The 17,130-nt window shown below is 50.4% G+C and carries 14 protein-coding genes and 1 tRNA gene; 10 read left to right on the top strand and 5 right to left on the bottom strand.

Annotated features, from left to right (window positions below):
- Positions 1-9 precede the first annotated feature (9 nt).
- Complete coding sequence (locus tag PQG83_RS14510; RefSeq protein WP_312742443.1) at positions 10-780, top strand: HEAT repeat domain-containing protein; 771 nt, start codon at positions 10-12, stop codon at positions 778-780.
- A 61-nt stretch (positions 781-841) separates the two neighbouring features.
- On the top strand, positions 842-1,510 hold the full coding sequence (locus PQG83_RS14515; protein ID WP_312742444.1) for a HEAT repeat domain-containing protein: 669 nt from the start codon (positions 842-844) through the stop codon (positions 1,508-1,510).
- Between the two features lie 152 nt (positions 1,511-1,662).
- On the opposite strand, the gene PQG83_RS14520 is transcribed toward PQG83_RS14515, so the two are convergent.
- Entirely contained in the window at positions 1,663-2,994 is a 1,332-nt protein-coding gene (locus PQG83_RS14520) for a UDP-glucose dehydrogenase family protein (RefSeq protein WP_312742447.1), read from the bottom strand.
- Positions 2,995-3,146: 152 nt separating this feature from the next.
- On the opposite strand from PQG83_RS14520, the gene PQG83_RS14525 reads away from it, so the two are divergent.
- A tRNA-Gly gene (locus PQG83_RS14525) sits at positions 3,147-3,221 on the top strand.
- 48 nt (positions 3,222-3,269) lie between these two features.
- On the opposite strand, the gene PQG83_RS14530 is transcribed toward PQG83_RS14525, so the two are convergent.
- Complete coding sequence (locus tag PQG83_RS14530) at positions 3,270-3,422, bottom strand: hypothetical protein (protein WP_312742450.1); 153 nt, start codon at positions 3,420-3,422, stop codon at positions 3,270-3,272.
- 121 nt (positions 3,423-3,543) lie between these two features.
- Positions 3,544-4,851: a hypothetical protein gene (locus PQG83_RS14535; protein WP_312742453.1), complete on the bottom strand. Its 1,308-nt coding sequence runs from the start codon at positions 4,849-4,851 to the stop codon at positions 3,544-3,546.
- Positions 4,852-5,280: 429 nt separating this feature from the next.
- On the opposite strand from PQG83_RS14535, the gene PQG83_RS14540 reads away from it, so the two are divergent.
- The 3 genes from PQG83_RS14540 (at position 5,281) to PQG83_RS14550 (ending at position 6,880) form a co-directional block, all read left to right on the top strand.
- The gene (locus PQG83_RS14540) at positions 5,281-6,180 is read left to right on the top strand and encodes a ChaN family lipoprotein (RefSeq protein WP_312742456.1); all 900 of its coding nucleotides are present in this window, start codon (positions 5,281-5,283) and stop codon (positions 6,178-6,180) included.
- Positions 6,181-6,227: 47 nt separating this feature from the next.
- The gene (locus PQG83_RS14545) at positions 6,228-6,473 is read left to right on the top strand and encodes a CDGSH iron-sulfur domain-containing protein (protein WP_312742458.1); all 246 of its coding nucleotides are present in this window, start codon (positions 6,228-6,230) and stop codon (positions 6,471-6,473) included.
- A gap of 239 nt (positions 6,474-6,712) precedes the next feature.
- Positions 6,713-6,880, top strand: coding sequence for a hypothetical protein (locus PQG83_RS14550; RefSeq protein WP_312742459.1), 168 nt, complete (start codon positions 6,713-6,715; stop codon positions 6,878-6,880).
- 77 nt (positions 6,881-6,957) lie between these two features.
- Here PQG83_RS14550 and PQG83_RS14555 read toward each other — a convergent pair whose 3' ends face one another.
- Positions 6,958-7,620: an arylesterase gene (locus PQG83_RS14555; protein ID WP_312742462.1), complete on the bottom strand. Its 663-nt coding sequence runs from the start codon at positions 7,618-7,620 to the stop codon at positions 6,958-6,960.
- 251 nt (positions 7,621-7,871) lie between these two features.
- Here PQG83_RS14555 and PQG83_RS14560 point away from each other — a divergent pair, with 251 nt between their 5' ends.
- The 3 genes from PQG83_RS14560 to PQG83_RS14570 all read left to right on the top strand — a co-directional run bounded on the left by PQG83_RS14560 (position 7,872) and on the right by PQG83_RS14570 (position 12,192).
- Entirely contained in the window at positions 7,872-8,546 is a 675-nt protein-coding gene (locus PQG83_RS14560) for an ABC transporter ATP-binding protein (RefSeq protein ID WP_312742464.1), read from the top strand.
- The gene (locus PQG83_RS14565) at positions 8,543-11,200 is read left to right on the top strand and encodes an ABC transporter permease (protein ID WP_312742467.1); all 2,658 of its coding nucleotides are present in this window, start codon (positions 8,543-8,545) and stop codon (positions 11,198-11,200) included. Before PQG83_RS14560 ends, PQG83_RS14565 begins: the two co-directional genes overlap by 4 nt.
- Before the next feature lie 554 nt (positions 11,201-11,754).
- Positions 11,755-12,192, top strand: a complete 438-nt coding sequence (locus PQG83_RS14570; RefSeq protein ID WP_312742469.1) for a response regulator — start codon at positions 11,755-11,757, stop codon at positions 12,190-12,192.
- Between the two features lie 46 nt (positions 12,193-12,238).
- Here the strand turns inward: PQG83_RS14570 and PQG83_RS14575 are convergent, their stop codons facing one another.
- On the bottom strand, positions 12,239-14,104 hold the full coding sequence (locus PQG83_RS14575; RefSeq protein ID WP_312742472.1) for an AsmA family protein: 1,866 nt from the start codon (positions 14,102-14,104) through the stop codon (positions 12,239-12,241).
- Positions 14,105-14,253: 149 nt separating this feature from the next.
- On the opposite strand from PQG83_RS14575, the gene polA reads away from it, so the two are divergent.
- Positions 14,254-17,112: a DNA polymerase I gene (gene polA, locus PQG83_RS14580; protein WP_312742475.1), complete on the top strand. Its 2,859-nt coding sequence runs from the start codon at positions 14,254-14,256 to the stop codon at positions 17,110-17,112.
- The last annotated feature ends 18 nt before the right edge of the window (positions 17,113-17,130 follow it).

A 17,130-nucleotide genomic window follows, 5' to 3' on the forward strand; every position in this document is an offset into this window, starting at 1 on the left:
TGATGACCCATGACGGAAGGTAACCACGTAGACCCCTTATTGTCGGCGCTTCGCGATGACAATGAAGCCCTTCGAAATCATGCCGCTTCTAGACTCGGAGAAGCCGGGTCAGAAGCCATTCCCAAGCTGATTAATATGTTCCTGGAAGACGATTGTGTGGTGCGTGAGGCAGCCACGAGCGCGTTGGTTCAAATTGGGGAACCGGCCGTTGATCCCCTGATCGAGGCGTTAAACGATGATGAAGAATGGTCTGTTCGGGAACAGGCAGCCACCGCTCTCGGGAAACTCCGTGCAATTAAATCCGTGGAACCTTTGATACAAGCCCTCCGCCTTGACAAGGATGGAGGCGTGCGCACCGCCGCCATCTGGGCATTAGAACGCATTGGTCATCCTGATGCCGTTCCCGCCTTGGTGGATGCCTTGATGGACGCGACTCTCCGTGAGGACGCCGCAAGAGTGTTAAAAAAATTGGGAGATTCCCGCGCGACTGATGCTCTGGTGGAGGGCTTACAGGCCTCAAACTGGATTGTGCGCCGGCACGCGGCAGAGGCGTTAGGGAAAATTGGCGATCCTCGCAGCTTAGATCCTTTAATTCATGCTCTGGCCGATGAGGATTGGTTGGTTCGTCGGAATGCCGCAGAATCACTGGCTCGCTTCAAGGATAGTCGGGCCATCGATCCCTTGGTCCCCTTGCTCGAAGATGAAAATGAAATGGTTCGGGACACAGCCGAAGGTGCCCTGGCAAGCTTGGGATGGACACCCGGTTCTTCCCATTCATAGTAAATTGCAATCAATGCTCTTATGGCTTTCTTTTAACTCTCACTAAGGACACTGACACATTATGGCTAATGAAGCACCCGCAAAACTCATTTCGATCGGGCCCAAGAGTGGCACGAAAAAAGATGGGTTTAATCTTGTGACCGAAAACGTCACCGCGATCAACCTTGAGACAAATCAAATTGAGGTCGAACTCCTGGCGTACGATGGGAAGACCGTTCTTATGGATGTCAGCGAAGAGGCTGCCGAAGACCTTAAAAAGATCAAAATCGGTGACGGAGCGACTCTTCGCGTCGTGGAAGAAGATGGCAAACGAATCGTCAAAAGTTTTCGTATCCGCTCTAAAGACCCCAATATTCAACGAGCCGATGCTGCGCTGCAGGATCTTACCGATACGCACTGGCTCAATCGCAAGCATGCCATTGAAGTCCTTGGCGAACTTCGGGTGGAGGCAGCCGTGAAACCGTTGGTGGAAATGCTCAGCGATGAAGTCGGTGACGTTCGGCAGCGTGCTTATGAGGCCTTGATCAAAATAGGAGCACCATGTGTCCCTGATGTCATACCACTTTTGGTCTCCGAAGATGATGACCTTCGACAATCGGCAACCGAAATTCTTCGAAAGATTGGAAAACCCGCGGTGGAGCCTTTGGCTCTGGCATTAGGCGAGGCTGATGAAAAACTTCAAAAACGCATTATGAAGGTGTTGGACCGCATGGGCTATAAACGCAAATAGGGTACTCGGCAGGGTATACCAAAGCCGACCATCCGCTCGCGTACACTACCCAAAAGGCAACTAAACGCGCGTTTTGCGGTAATCCTGACTGTTTCTTTGTACAGGCTCGTTCACAAAGTAGGCTTCGAGCAAGAACCGTATCTTGCGCTCCCTTAGCTATTTTGGGAAGGATGGGTTCCAACCGTTTTTCGACCCACCGAAAGATAATAAAACCCCTGATCTTCCATCCGTTGCGGTTCATAGACATTGCGAAGATCAATGAAAATCCTGGAGTTTACCGCGGCCCCAACCCGATCAAAATCCAAATTTCTAAATTGGTTCCATTCCGTGACTAATACCACGGCATCCGCCCCTTCCATCGTGTGATAGGCATCCTGACAGGGGACCATGGTCGGCAACACCTTCATCGATATTTCCAAGGCCTCCGGATCGTAGGTCCGCACGGTCCCGCCCGCTTTCATGATCTGCTCTGCAAGGAACAGGGCCGGTGAATCCCGAATATCGTCCGTGTTGGGTTTAAAGGCCAATCCGAGTATGGCAATGGTTTTTCCGCGTAACTCTCCGACGGCTTCTCGAATTTTCTCCATCATCCGGACTCGCTGATCGTCGTTCACTCGTTTGGTGGCCTTCGCTATGGTCATTTCGTAATCATTTTCGTTTCCGATATTGATCAGTGCGGCAGTATCTTTTCCAAAACACGACCCTCCATACCCTGGACCCGCATGCAGAAATTTCGACCCGATTCGTTTGTCCAATCCCATCCCTTTGGCCACCATTTGCACATCGGCTCCCACCCGTTCACAGAGGTTGGCCATTTCATTAATAAATGAGATTTTTGTGGCCAAAAACACATTCGAAGCGTATTTGATCATTTCAGCGGTTGGAATATCGGTAATCACAATAGGCGTTTCAAGGATATACAAGGGACGGTACAAATCTTTCATAATCGCCACCGATTCAGGACTGTCGGCCCCAATCACCACCCGATTGGGCCGCATGAAATCCTCAATCGCCGATCCTTCCCGAAGAAATTCAGGATTCGAGACCACGCCAAAACTGGAGGGGGTTTCCTGGTTCGCCTGAATAATCGATCGAATACGTTTGGCCGTTCCGACGGGCACGGTGGACTTGGTCACCACGACCTTATATCCCGTCATCCGGGTTCCCACATTTTTGGCCACTTCATCGATAAATGACAGATCGGCAGACCCGTCCTCACGGGAAGGCGTTCCCACGGCAATAAAAATGACAAGGGCTTCATCGACGGCTTGGTGTAAATCGGTGGTAAATCGAAGACGGCCGGCCGTCAGATTTTTGGTCACGAGTTCGGAAAGGCCCGGCTCAAAAAATGGCACCTTGCCTTTTTCCAATGCCGTAATCCGTTTGGCATCCGTGTCCATACACAGCACGTTCAAGCCGAATTCCGCAAAACAAGCCCCTGTGACCAATCCAACGTACCCGGTTCCAATCACGCTGACATACATGAACATATCCTCCTTGATCTCAATATGATATTCCCATTTTACTCGGTTAAAATCTTATTGCACTTAAAAAAGAACGAATTAGTATACCCTATTCAATGTTGCTTGACAGCCTCCAGGGTGCCAACTAGAATCAGTTCAAAATTTCCAACAGAGCGGGAATAGCTCAGTGGTAGAGCATCGCCTTGCCAAGGCGAGGGTCGGGGGTTCAAATCCCCTTTCCCGCTCCAATTTCAAGCGGGTCCTTTCCGAATTAGAACTACCTCTCTCCTTCGCCCTTATTTGCCGGGCGGCGGTGGTTCAACTTTTATATTCATTCCGTCTAGGGGTTCCCATAGACCTTCCTCCTTGGTCGGCCCGGGAATTTTGACTAATATTTCTAAGTCATCATTCAAATCTTTGAGAAAATCTTTCATTTGCCCGACTGTCATAGATCATGCCTTTCTATAAAAATTGTTAATTTTTCCTGCCCTGTTGTCACTTCTATTCTTTCTTCTTCTACCTTAAATACTATGTAGGCCCTGATGGGTTTCATCATTGAATTTTTTCCATTCAGTCGGTCACCAAAATCACCCACCACGGCGTGGATTCTTCATGCATCCGGGAAAACTGCCGTGCCGTAAAACTGCTGGGAACGCCTTCCAACACTGCTCCACGTCGAATTTCCACATATCTTAACCGGCAAGACATCTGTCCATCTTCCTTTGTCGCACCCGCAAAAGGCATAAAATTGCGCAGATTGGCCAATTTGGATAAGTCTATTCTCTCCCCGACGGCCATGGTGGACAACTCCGCATATACTTCCCCAAAAATTTCCGGAAGGAGGGCTTTGGTAAAAATTTCATTGATTGGACGGAATCGATCATCGGCCAACAATTGACTGAGCACCTCCCAAAAGACCTCATCATCAATAGCCGAAAGAATACTTACACCACTTCGTTCGGCCATGAATCGTAACAGTGCCAGGGGACCCAGTATGTCAAATTTCCAATCGGGGAAGGTTAAGGTGCGTCCCTGGTGAGAGACCTCTAAAACGGGTTCACCTTCATAGCGACTCTGATGATAATTTCCCCGGCTGGATTGAAGATGCGCATGGATAATTTCAGGAGCCACGCGACTGGGTTCATAGGCAAAGGTGGGATTAGCCGGAGCATGGCAGGTACTGAGGGTGTATCGGGGCAACCGCCCCTTGCTCTTCGAAAATGTATCCAGGCCCATGCCTCCCCAAAATTTAAAACACAATTCTTCTGGCGGGAAGCTCTGTAAATATCGCTCACGATCCAGATTTTTGTGATAGACGCCGCCCACACGAGATCCCGGCACCAACCGATCAAACGCATGCAAGGTCAGCGAAGTACATTGCGTCCGTAAATACGGGATATAATGATCCACCAATTCCTGCTCAAAGGATAAATCTCCAGCTCCGACATCTAACAAAGAGGGTGTGGCCGTATGCTTTAGCGCGTCATAGGGATTTGAGGAATTCCGAATAATTTCCTCCCATTGAGTCCCGGACAGCCCTTCCGGTGTTTCCTTACTTCCGCCATCGACTAAGAGTCCCCACATCATGAGCGCACGCACGGCTTTTGAAGGGGGGAAGCCGGTCAATTCTTTGAGGATCTTGTTCCCCTCTTTGTTTCCAGTAGGTTTGGAGAATTGTTGCAGGGCATCGATTAGTCGATCGCGAAGTGATGAATCAAGAGAGGCCTTTTGTATATGTTGAAGAAGTGCGGGCAGCATAGTTTGTAAGGTTTCAGGAACCATACATTTCCTACTTGCCTCCCAATGGTGTGGAGAGGATTCCCGACTGATCTTGATTGTCTCCCGAAATGCCGCCAACCCGAGTTTCTGATCATCCATGACGTGTCATCCCTTATGGAAGTGTTGAAAAAGGTCGCCGGCGGCGTTCTCGCCACTTGGCCGTGCTCACGTACTCCTCCGTACGCTCCGCCCGTCCAAATGACTGCGGCCTTCCCTTCGGCATGACTCAGGGCAGGACTGGACGAACCTTTTTGAACACTCCATGATTTTCTTCCAGTGGGTCTCAGTCCTTACATGTTAATGAAAAGGCCAATATTTGAATCATTTAACCGCCCACTTCTGACATGACAGTCCCTTAATCCGATTCTTCACGAACCTTAGCCGCTCTGAATATTCTGAAACAACCGGATGGCGTCCGAAATATTGCCCAAAGGAGAGAACTGTGCTACACCTTGCCTCGTGATGTTCACACATTATTTTCCACCTGCGAAACACCACTTCCTCTCCCTAATCCTGGGAATCATGGTGATGAGCGCCAACACCGGATGTGCCACATCTCAAGTCAATCCCACATTTGAAGTCAACCACATCTACGACGTCTCCCGGCAAAAAGGCATCACATTCGACGATCTGCTCCCCCAACTATTATCCGCCGATGTGATCTATATCGGGGAAGAACATTATACCCCCTCACACCTTGAGGCAGCCCAGACTATCCTGAATGCCCTCCTTGCTCATGACCGGCACCCGGTGCTGGCCATGGAAATGTTTAGTTGGGATGGACAATCCGGGCTAGACCGGTACATTCAAGAATCCGAATTTCCGACAGAACAAATGATAAAAGAATCACAATGGAACACGAATTGGGGTGGGGAGTTTTCAGATTATCAACCGCTGGTGACCTTTGCTAAATCGCATAAACTCAAAATTTTTGGTCTTAACCCGCCACGTCCCCTTGTTCGCCTGGTCGCCACAAAGGGGTTAACCGAAGCCTTGCAAGATCCGGAAATGCGAAAATGGCCAATCCAAGAAATCGTGACCGATAATCCCGCATATGAGCAATTGATCTTTGAACAAATTGAGGCATGCCATCCTGGGTTGCCAAAGCACGTGTATCGCCGAATCTTCGAAGCATCCATCTTCCGGGATGAGGGCATGGCTCAGATTATCGCCAATTACCTCAACACGCGATCCGGGACTGACAGACCGCTGGTGAGTTACACAGGCGGCGGCCATATTCAGTATAAGATCCCTGTCCCTAAGCGAGTTGAACGAAAGCATCCTGGCGTCAAATCCATTACCATTTATCTTGAAGCATGGGATCCCTCCAAAGAACAGGAGGTTCGTTCGGAGATGCAAAACGGCATTGCCGATTTTCTCTGGCTTACCCCTTTGGGGCCCCAAGGCCTTCAGCCCCGTTGCGGCTAACTGTATGTATCACCTAATTATTTGAAAAATGAAGGAAAACCAAGCACATGGGCGACCCAATTATCATTGCACAACAAATCCCTTACGTCCTGGACATGGAACCGGGAACCTATTATTGGTGCCGCTGTGGGCGATCAAAAACCCAGCCGTTTTGTGATGGGTCTCACACCGGAACCGAATTTTCTCCAATCGAGGTGGAACTTAAAGAACCACAAAAGGTGGCTTGGTGTGGGTGCAAGCACAGCAAAAAATCCCCATTCTGCGACGGCACACATTCCAGACTGGAGTCGTAAAATACGGCCCTCGGCTCTTTGAATACTGCCAAAGATATTTTAAGCAATCGCGAGAATTTATGTATTATAAACTAGCATAAAAAATCTAATTATAATTTACTATTCAATGGCTTGCATCACGGAAATAAAATTTACTACAATCCTCAACGATTGTGGGTAGCTGAACTTGTGAGTGGAACGCTATCCCAAAAATAAATTTGTGTAAGAAATTTTCAATGTCCGAAAGTGAGGATTTTCGTATGAGGCGGATTACTAGCTTTCTGAGTGCTTTTCTTGTATTAGCCGCAAATCCAGTCTTTGCCAATGAACCAGGCGGAGGATACGAGGGGATTACGGCCATGTACTATGGAATGATCGGAGTTATCCTGGCTTACGGGGTCTATGACATTTTCTTCAAAAAGTCATAACGCCTCCCGCATTCCAAAACACACCATTTAGAAAATTCCCCTACTTACCCCTCCCCAATCACGGGGAGGGGTAGTAGCTATTCCTTGGCCGTATAACTCGATCCAGTTTTCAGTAAAGGCTCCAATGTTTGGAAAACATTCTGAGCCACTATGGTATAGCCTTCTGCCGTAGGATGAACTCCATCCGCCTGATTTAAGCCGGGTTGAGCGGCCACTCCTTCTAATAAAAATGGAATCAGTGGAAGACTCAATTCCTTGGCCAGCCGTTTATACATTTCAACAAACTCCCCCGTGTAAGCTTCACCATAATTTGGCGGAATGCGCATGCCCGCCAAAATGACCATCACCCCGGCATTCCGCAACCGGTCAATTATGCTACGAAGATTTGCGTAAGTCTGTTCCAGGGGTAAGCCCCGGAGTCCATCATTGACTCCCAATTCTAATATGACAACCGTGGGCCGACTTTTTAAAATCCACTCTACTCGTCGCAATCCTCCCGCTGAGGTTTCTCCGCTAACCCCGGCATTAACCACCTCATAGTGAAATCCACGTTCCTGTAAATGTTTTTCCAATTGAGCCGGATAGGATTCCTCCGATGACACGCCCAATCCCGCCGTTAAGCTATCACCAAAGGCTACGATTTTTGGAAGAGATTCCTCCTTTCGCACCATTGGTTCGGATAAAGATGGTTCGGCCGGGAATTGGGACTGAGAGCCTAACAAGTCGGAACTGCGATTCATGGACTCTGATAGACCGGGTGAAGGACTCTCCTCAGGGCCACACCCCCAGATTCCCAGACAGAAGAGCACGAGGACTGATAGGATGCATGTATGCATAATAGCTGGATAGGATCTCTTATCTCTATTATTCACCATTTGAACCCATTTGTGTAATCAACGTGAATGTTTTTTCATCGTCTACATCCTCTTCGCCCTCTTTGAACGCACAAACTCCAGCATCCCAGCTTCTCATTTCCGTCAATCAACTTGGTATGCAGCTTCAGGCGGGGAGCCATTCCGTCCAGATTTTACAGGACATTTCCTTCGAGGTCTTTACCAATCAGGTGGTTGCTATTGTCGGACCGTCCGGAAGCGGTAAATCAACTCTCCTGGGATTGCTTGCAGGCCTCGACCGACCAACACAGGGGTCTATCCACATTCATCAGACCGACATCACGACTTTAAGCGAGACCGAAATGGCGCACTTTCGACGCAAGCATATTGGCTATGTGTTTCAAGCGTTTCATCTCATTCCCACTCTGACTGCCCTGGAAAATGTGGCACTCCCTTTAGAATTGCAAGGAATATCCACGGGCAACTTACGAGCCAAAACACTGTTACAATCCGTCGGACTCGAACATCGTCTCCACCATTATCCCGTTCAACTCTCTGGTGGTGAACAGCAACGAGTGGCCTTGGCACGCGCCTTTATTGTCCGCCCTCCCCTCCTGCTTGCAGACGAACCCACCGGCAATCTGGATAGCTCAACCGGTGCAATGGTGATTGATCTGCTGTGGGAACTTCATCAACAACACGGCAGCACTCTCGTCTTAGTCACTCACGACATGTCATTGGCCGCTCGCGCACAACGTATCCTAACCTTGCGGGATGGAGCAATGGTGAACGAGACGGCCCCTCCGCTGTTATCCTCCGGCTCAGAGGCATGATCCCCGTTTCTGTCAAACTCGCCTGGCGGGAAATCCAGAGCGCCTGGTCTCGGTTTCTATTTTTATTTCTCTGCATTGCACTTGGTGTCGGCGCCATTGTGGCCGTGGACCTGTTTGCCGTGAATGTCGCACAAGTCATTCTTGGGGATACCCGTGCTCTATTGGGCGGTGATGTCGAGCTATCATGGCGGCGGGCGATTTCTGACAAGGGCCATAAAGTGCTGGACTCCCTCACCGACCGTGACATCGTTCTCTCACACGTGACTGAAATCGCCGCAATGGCGACGGTGAACAACCCTACTCCTCAAGCCGCCCTCCCGAACATGGCTTCTCAATTGGTGGAACTCAAGGCTATAGATTCCGCCTATCCTCTCTATGGGCGGTTGGTAGCGGAGCCTGATCTCCCGACAGCGCAACTGCTGGGTCCGCCTCAATCCGATTGTGGTCGATTGCCGTGCTATGGAGCACTTGTCCAGGAATCCTTGCTGATCCGGCTCAATTTGACCGTTGGCAGCGAGCTGCAGATTGGCCAAGGAAACTTCCTTATTACCGCCCTATTAAAAAAAGAACCCGACAAAATTGCCAATGGATTTAGTTTGGGGCCACGGGTCATGATTTCCCAGGAGGCGCTCAAGGCCACCGGATTGATCCAAACCGGAAGCCGAATTCAGGAACGATATCGTCTGTCCCTATCCAACTCCACCTCTCTTGAGCCTTTGATGGGTGAGTTACGCGGGCGTCTCAGCCAGGAAGGGGCCCGGGTCACCTCATTTCGCGATGCCCAGCCACGACTCCGCCGGTTCCTTGACCAATTAAATCTCTATCTGGGGCTTATCGGATTTACCATCTTATTGGTTGGTGGGATCGGAGTGGCTTGCACGATTCAAGGGTTCCTCACGCAAAAAATACCTATTATTGCCACGCTCAAAACCCTGGGAGCCGATTCTTCGCAAATCATTCGCCTCTACCTCACACAAAGCCTCATCCTGGGAGGGATTGGCAGTCTCCTTGGGATTATAGTGGGCGTAGTCCTCCACCGAGGCTTACCGCTATTGCTTCAAGGCATTATTCCTGAAACCATGCCCATGAATCTTACTGTCACTCCAATCCTTCGGGGGATCGTTCTTGGCATCCTCGCCACACTGGCCTTCTCACTCTGGCCTCTGTTGGCCATTCGTCATGTCTCTCCGGCATTGGTGTATCGACAAGCTGTGAACCACTCCCAGACTATAGCCAACACCCAATCCAGACTAACCCGATGGCGGACCATCCTTACGCATTGGTGGAATGACCGGGCGCAGGTCGTGGTCGGCACCACCATGATGGTGGGCGTGACAAGCCTGGCCGTGTGGCAAGCCCACTCACTGACCCTCGGTTTATTTTTTTCCGGTGCATGTGCGGTGGCCGTTCTTCTCCTCATAGGAGGCACTGGAGTGCTGTATAGCATTCTCCGGCATGTGCCGATTCCTCAGCGGTATTTGTTGCGTCATGCGGTGAGGAATCTTCAACGGCCTGGAAATTTTACCAAAGCCATGACGTTGGCCATTGGAATTGGTGTCATGCTTTTAACCACGCTAACCATTGTGCAACGGTCCTTACTTGATCTGATAGGAAACCAGATACCCTCTCAGGCTCCTTCATTTTTTTTCATAGACATCCAACCGGACCAACATTCCCAATTTGAGGACGTGCTACAACAACAATTCCCGGATTCACCCTATAATTTAGTTCCGGTTGTGAGGTCTCGTCTCACCGCCATCAACGGAAAACCCATCGATCCGGAAGAGCATAAAGGCCAACGAAACGGATGGTATTTCACCAGGGAATACGTCTTGACGACATCCCGGAATCTTCCAAAAGATAACGTCCTCACGGAGGGGCAATGGTGGGATCACACCAACCCATCAGACGCAGATGGTGCGATGAATACGCCCTCAGATTTCCCCTTGGTCTCCGTGGAGAAAGAGGCCGCCAAAAACCTGGGGCTCACCCTAGGCTCAACCCTGACGTTGGATATTCAAGGGGTACCACTTGTCGCAAAAGTGGGCAGTCTTCGACAGGTCGATTGGGGGAGCTTTTCCATAAATTTTTTCATGATTCTCCAGCCTGGCTCTTTTGACGGTGCCCCGTTCACCTACATCGCCACAACCAGAGTGCCACCAACTCTCGAGGTCCCCTTACAGCAAGCCATCGTCGCCGTCCTGCCTAATGTCACAGCCATCAAGGTGGGAGATGTGCTGGAGAGTATTGGTCGGATCTTTCACCAATTGGCCCTGGGGATCCAAGCCTTGGCTTTTCTATGTCTGGTCACCGGCGGCGTAGTCATGATTGCGGCGATTTCCATTAACCGGTACCGGCGTCTTCATGAATTGGCAATCGTGAAAGCCCTGGGAGCAAGTCGCGGGCTACTGGTATTTTCGCTGGGAGTTGAATTCGGTGTCATTGGAGCCTTTGCAGGCCTGGTTGGACTAGGATTGGGGTGTCTCCTCTCCTGGTCTCTCTTGTACTTCTTTTTTGACCTGACCTGGACCGTCGATCTCCTCGTATTGAGCACAGGCTTGCTTTTGACAATTTTACTATGCCTCGCGACGGGCTTTCTTGGAACATACCGGTTGCTGGGCTTCCCTCCTCTGTCCGTACTCCGTCAAGAATAAATCCCGTCCAAAAGATTGTGGTGTTCTTCCAAAACCACACCTGTGCCTGATGCTTTCCCACTTCTAGATAAACCTCTCCTACGAGTTATCCATTTAGATACAGACTGTATGGTGTTGAGTAACAACCTGTCCCACAACTGATGCCCTAATACCTCATCCTTTTTTCATTTTTTAAAGAATTTCAAAACCCATTATAAAAATTTTTCTCTCCATTCATCAGTATTTCAATGAGTTATATACATGATACCCTTAAACTGATCCCTCGTTTTCTCTTTGGGTACATTCTTTGCTTTGTAACATGGCAAACACAAAACATATGGGGGAAGCCATGGAAATTATTTTAGCCATCTGTGTCACAGGCCTTGGAATCTTCGGAGGAATGCTCGTCATTTGGAATGGTCAGAACTTTGTAACTTCTAAGGCACCTGGCAATTCCCACACACGGTAGAGAGATGAGCCTTCTTTGAGTGATTTCACCAACGGTGAACCAACCCTCAAGGGGCTCGATCCATCAGAATGGTGGATTCAGTCATAGGATAAAAAAGGAGATCTTGATGTCAAAAAACATACTCATTATTGATGACGATAATATGAGTCGCGGATTGCTCCGGATGGTCCTGGAATACGATGGATGTCATTGCGTGGAGGCCGAAAACGGAGCCAGAGGGTTATCACTGCTTGAATCAAAAGCTTTTGACATTGTGATTCTGGATAATGCGATGCCCGTCATGACCGGCATGGATTTTTTGGACCGGTTACAGCATCTCCCACGCAAACCGGACATCCCCATCATTATGGTGACCGGGTTCCTCAATCCCGTAGTCCGCGAAAACGCCACCCGCTTAGGAGCCTATGCGATTATCGGCAAACCGTATGACTTTGGGGAATTACGGGCCATTGTCACTCAATTATGTCCTTCAGCCGGTTCCAAACAATCCCATTCCTTCGTGGTGGCCAACATGTCCCAAACCTATAGCCCCCCTCCGGCTTGAGACAGAGATGAAGGAATCGTTCCTTCAAAAAAAGCGTACTTCTGGGCTATTGTCCAAATAACTGTTTCAGAACATCCGCTCCGTCTTGTAAGAGTTGTTGTAATTCCTGTTCATCCCCCTTCAGGGCTTTCTCAATCCTCCGCTCCACGTTCGTTTTGACCTGATGCCCAAAGGATTGCATATCCAATTGCAGTCGCGGTTTCTGAACGGTTCCCATAACGGTAAAAGGCAGCACCAACTTTCCCTGATGCCACGCAACTTTGGCCATCGGAAATCGCTGAATAATCCGGTCGCCGATCGTCCGAGAGACGGCCAGATTGCCTCGCAGACTCAACGATTCATCAAAGGCGAGACTTCCCACGCCTGTCATTGAGAAATCTGGTGCATCAACGGTCAAATGCCGAATCACCAGTCCCTTGTCTTCCAGTTCCACGTTGGTATCAATCAAGGAAAATTCTGTCGCACCGGTGGATTCCTCCAGAAGGTCCGGTAGCTGAAGGGCATCTTCAATCCCTTGCATGACATCAAATCCAACCCATTGCCCATCCCGGATCATCAATCGAACTGGTCCGGTCATCTTTGATGGCCCGGAGGGCGAATGCGCCGCTCGCGCGAGGCTCCAATGCAATTCTCCCACACCGGTCAACCGGAAGGAGGAAGACCGTAAAGCCTGCATCATTGGTTCAACCGCAAAATTCGTAAAGGTTCCCTGGAACGAGAGCAAGGGAACAGCTGGGGTCCCGTCCCACCTTCCCTGCGCCTCAAGATTTCCCCTAAACGCTTGGGCCTTGAGGAACACCAGGTCCACCCTTGTCCCTTGGATCACCGTTTCAAACCGAATCTGCTCCAGTGAAAACGGGCGTTGTACGGAAAGCGCCCAGGGAAAATCTTCTGAGGACAGAGTAGAGGTCTCACCGGACAGAATCAGACGTCCAGGCGTACCTTGACCCGAAAGATGAATGGTCGCCCCACCCGCTTGGAGATCAACGGTCAACGGATCAATCCTCACTCCTGAAAAAGGTTCCGGTAACCGGTTGGGGATCAGAGATGCCATCAGATGAGCCTGAAGGTCCTTGACGAACACAGGTTTATCCAATGCTATATTCAGGGCCATGTCATCCGTCGATAGGTCTGGAATCTGCACGTCCAACTCAAGTCTTCCATCAATCACCTGACCCTTTGCGGTTCCCTCTACACGACCTATGCTGCCCGCGAGATCGATCATTGGAAGATCAAAAGTGGATTGAAGGGGGCCAAATCGCCCGGTCATTTCCAATGGGACCTGATTGGGCATCACCACGCCCTTCACGTGCAGACTCGCCGTCTGGCCAAATTGAACGGAATTCGTGACCAACTCCAGTTGCTCAAGGTGGTAGGAACCGAATGGTTCTTTGACACGATCCTCATACTGTAGGATTCCTCCACTCATAGATAACCGCTCCACCGCAAACACACCGAATAAGGGCTTGAGAGCATTGGCTGGATTCGAACCCGCCTTCTCAGGGGGCTGAAGAGCCGGATCGTTTCCGATGGTGGCCATATTCAACGCCCCATCATGCCTGCGGATGACGTGGACTCTCGGATCATGGAGACGCACATGTTCAACCTGAATGTACCGGCGCAACAGGGGGAGCCATTGAATCTCCACCTCAGCCGAAGGAATCGTGACAAACGCCTGAGGACTGAACGCCGGATCATCCCCTATTGTCAGATTTCGCACCCGAAAACCCAGTTTAGGCAAAACCGTTAAGCGGACATCCTGAACATCCACCGGTCGATGAAGGGCCTGCTCCAAAAAGGGGAGATACCGATCCCGATACCGATTCAAATCCAGCAAAACCGGAAGAAGCATGATGACCACAATAACCAGGCCAATGAGGATAGCGAGACCAACCATGATTTTACTCTTCACGAAGACATGCTCCCGTCATGAGCCAGAGGATTCGGTAGTTTACCATGTTCCATTTCTCTCCGTAGATAAACCATCCTATAGATATCGACACCTCAAGGACTATCAGGTATCTTCAAGGACCAACAATTACACAAAGAGGATATTTTCCTGTGAACACTGTGAGTGAACCGTCTTCCCCTCTTCCGATTCGTCATGTCGTGTTAGTCGACGCCTCAGGCTATATTTTCAGGGCCTTTCATGCCATCAAGATTTTGAACAGTCCGAATGGTACCCCCGTCAATGCCGTCTATGGATACATCACCATGCTGATGAAACTACTGGACGAGATGAAGCCCGATCATATTGCCGTTATTTTTGATTCCGCACGAAAAACCTTTCGAAACGATCTGGCCGCCAGCTACAAGGCCAATCGCAGCGAACCACCTGAGGAGTTGGTGCCTCAATTTTCTCTCGTCCGGGAGGCGACACGGGCTTTTAATTTTGATTGTATTGAACTGAATGGTTTCGAAGCCGACGATCTGATCGCTACCTACGCAAAACATGCCATGGAAGCCGGCGCGAATGTCACCATCGTGTCCTCCGACAAAGATCTTATGCAGTTAGTATCAGAACAGGTCAGTATGTTCGACCCTATCAAAAGCCGAAAGATCGGTCCCGAGCAAGTTCTGGAAAAATTTGGTGTGCCACCTGAGAAAGTTGTCGACGTGCAATCATTGGCGGGAGACTCCACAGACAATGTGCCCGGGGTCCCGGGTATCGGCATCAAAACAGCCGCACAACTCATTCAGGAATTTGGTGATCTGGATACTCTTTTGGCGCGCGCATCAGAAATTAAACAGAACAAGCGACGGGAAAGCCTCATTGAACATGCCGATAAGGCCCGCCTGTCCCGTGAATTAGTCCGGCTTCGTTCCGATGTCCCGTTGCCATTTCCGCTTGAACAATTGGAGCGACGACAGCCGAACATGGAATTATTGGTCAACTTCCTCAATGAACAAGGCTTCAAATCGATTCTGGCTCGCATACAAAGCCGCGCAAAGGGAGGACAGGAACCCGCGATCACTCCTTCTCCAGCACCTGCCAGCGATGCACCAACAACGAAAGATCCCGAACCAAGGCCGTTGCCTGCCAAGGCCCAGTACGAGTTAATTCAAACAGAGTCGGCCCTTCAAGGCTGGGTGGAGGAAGCGACTCGTCGTGGGATGGTGGCCGTCGACTGCGAAACCACCTCTCTCGATCAAACCAGAGCTGAGTTGGTTGGATTCTCTCTGAGCCTGGAACCCGGCCAGGCCTGTTATGTGCCTGTGGGTCATGTGGCTCCGGGATCCACGTCTCATCAGGATTTACTCTCACACGATACATCTGCTGTCTTACCGGAAAGACCGGAACAGATTCCCCTTCAACAGGCGCTCGACATCCTTGGGCCACTGCTGACAGACCCCGGTGTGCTCAAGATCGGGCACAATATTAAATACGACATGGTTGTGTTTCGCCGAAATGGCCTCAACGTGTCTCCCGTGGACGATACCATGCTGCTCTCATACGTCTTAGAAGGCGGCATGCATGGGCATGGCATGGACGAACTAGCCGAACATTTTTTGGGGCATACAACGATTAAATTTAAAGACGTCACGGGTACCGGAAAGTCTCAAATCACGTTTGATCAGGTTCCTTTAGAAAAAGCGTTGGAATACGCGGCGGAAGATGCCGAAGTGACCCTGCGGCTCCATCAGGTCCTCAAACCTCGTCTCATCAGTGAACACATGACCACCGTCTACGAAACGCTCGAGCGTCACTTAATTCCCGTGCTGGCGACCATGGAGCAAACAGGTATCAAAGTCGATGTGTCCCAACTCAAACAGGTCAGCCAGGAGTTTTCTCTTCGTCTACGGGAATTGGAACAAGAGATCCATCGCCTGGCCGGAAAGACCTTCAATGTTGGTTCCCCCAAACAACTCGGCGAAGTGATGTTTGACGACCTCGCCTTGGGAGGGGGTCAAAAAGGCAAAGCCGGCAGCTATAGCACCGGGGTCGATGTCCTCGAATCCTTAGCGGCCCAAGGCCATGAACTCCCGTCACGGGTCCTGGAATGGCGGCATTTGGAAAAACTGCGCAGCACATATGCCGATGCGCTCATCCGTCAAATCAATCCCGACACGAACCGCGTGCATACCTCCTATGCCATGGCATCTGCCGCAACGGGAAGACTCTCCTCCACAGACCCCAATCTCCAGAACATTCCTATTCGCACCGAAGAAGGTCGAAGAATCCGGCGCGCCTTTGTCGCGGAACCTGGTTGGACACTGCTTTCGCTGGATTATTCACAGATTGAACTGCGTCTGCTCGCCCACGTCGCGGATATTCCCGTACTCAAGAAAGCCTTTTGGGATGGCCACGATATTCATGCACTCACCGCCAGCCAGGTCTTCGGCATCCCCTTGGAACAGATGGATCCGGGAATTCGACGTAAAGCCAAGGCGATAAATTTCGGCATCATTTATGGAATCAGCGCCTTCGGATTGGCCCGCCAATTGAGCGTGGAGCCGGGCGAAGCCGCTGCCTACATCAAAACCTATTTCGAACAGTATCCCGGCATCCAGGATTACATGGAGCGCACCAAACAATTTTGCCGACAACATGGATACGTCCAGACATTGTTTGGACGTCGGTGCCATGTCCCTGGCATTCATGATAAAAATCCCGCCAGACGAAATTTCTCTGAACGAGCGGCCATCAATGCCCCATTGCAAGGCACGGCGGCAGACATCCTGAAGCGGGCCATGATCCGCGTACCCGCAACATTGGCACAGCATGGGCTATCCCCCAGGGCGAAAATGCTGTTAACCGTCCACGATGAGTTATTATTCGAGGTAGAAGAAGGGGCGGTCGAGCAAACCACTGCGGTCATCAAGCAGGTCATGGAAGGGGCCACACTGCCTGCCCTACAATTGTCGATCCCGCTAACGGTCGAAGCCGGACAGGGTCACTCCTGGGACAAAGCCCATTAAAAACAAAAAAAGTCGTAT

Origin of the sequence: Candidatus Nitrospira neomarina, from assembly GCF_032051675.1 — a bacterium.
GTDB classification, from domain to species: Bacteria; Nitrospirota; Nitrospiria; order Nitrospirales; family UBA8639; genus Nitrospira_E; species Nitrospira_E neomarina.